The following is a 1,039-nucleotide window of genomic DNA, read 5'->3' as shown; positions in this document are numbered from 1 at the left end:
GGCTTCCGTTTGCCCAGGAGCGCCGACAGACTGGTGATGTCGGCCCAAAGCGCGCGCCCGGACAATACCGCGACCGTTCCAGCGAAAGCGATGCCGCCCACGGCGACTGAGCAGGCGAAGCGCGCGAGCACTTGATCTTGCCCTGGAAACAGCGACCGGACGGCCAGCACCGCAGCAGTCATCACGGCGGCTCCGAGTGCGGGCGAAGCCATCGCCATCAGCGATTCTCCGGCCCCTACTCCACTTGCTCTCGCTGTCAGTAACAGCATGCCGACGAACAGTACCGGATAGAACACCGCCCATGCGACGCAGACGCCGACCAGTCCGCCGTACGAACAGCCGATGTAGAACGCGAGCGAAAGCGTCACCGCCGAAACCGCCGTGTACCAGAGAGCCAGATCTGGTTTTCCGATCGCATTGAACAGCGGCGTGTAGGCCGTGCTCGCCACCATCACGACGCCGACGGGGGCTAGAATCTGGAACAGCGGAACCAGCGCGCGCCACTTTTCTCCGAGCAGCATCGGCAAGATGTCGTCGGCGACCAACGCAAGCCCGATCAGCATCGGAAAAGCCAACACGGCGCGGAAGGTGAGCAGCTTGATGAACCAGCGCCGCAGACGCTCCGGCTCGTTGTGCAGACGGCTGAAGGTCGTGAAGGAGACGGCGTTGAGCGTGACGTTGACCTTTTCCAGCGGGATCGTGGCGAGCTGCATCGCGACGGAATAAAGGCCCAGCGGCGCCGTGCCCAGAAGCGCTAGGATGACGGCGGTATCCACGCTGTGATTGAGGGTCCAAAGGAGATTGGTCGCCGCGATCGTCATGCCGAATCCCAGCAGCTTGCGCGCTGCCGCGTCAGGCCAGGCGAACTCGTATTTCCAGGGGTGGGCGAGAATGACCCAGACCGCATAGACGATCTTGCCGGCGAGAAATCCGGCGCACAGCGCCCAAGCCCCCGAGCCCTGCCATGCAAGGCCGAGCGTAATGACCGCCTGGCCGAACGTCGAGGCGGTCGTGGCCGCCGCGATCGTCGTGTACTGCA

At 64.0% G+C, this 1,039-nt stretch carries 1 protein-coding gene; it reads right to left on the bottom strand.

All coding sequences use genetic code 11. The features are described from left to right. Positions 1-1,039 (bottom strand): oligosaccharide flippase family protein (locus JHD07_RS39570; RefSeq protein WP_291632060.1); only part of this gene is annotated, 1,039 nt, incomplete at both ends.

It is taken from the genome of Bradyrhizobium sp. (assembly GCF_016462955.1).
Classification (GTDB): Bacteria; Pseudomonadota; Alphaproteobacteria; order Rhizobiales; family Xanthobacteraceae; genus Bradyrhizobium.
The sequence above is the reverse complement of the archived record's forward strand: the minus strand, read 5'-3'. Positions and strand labels throughout refer to the sequence as shown.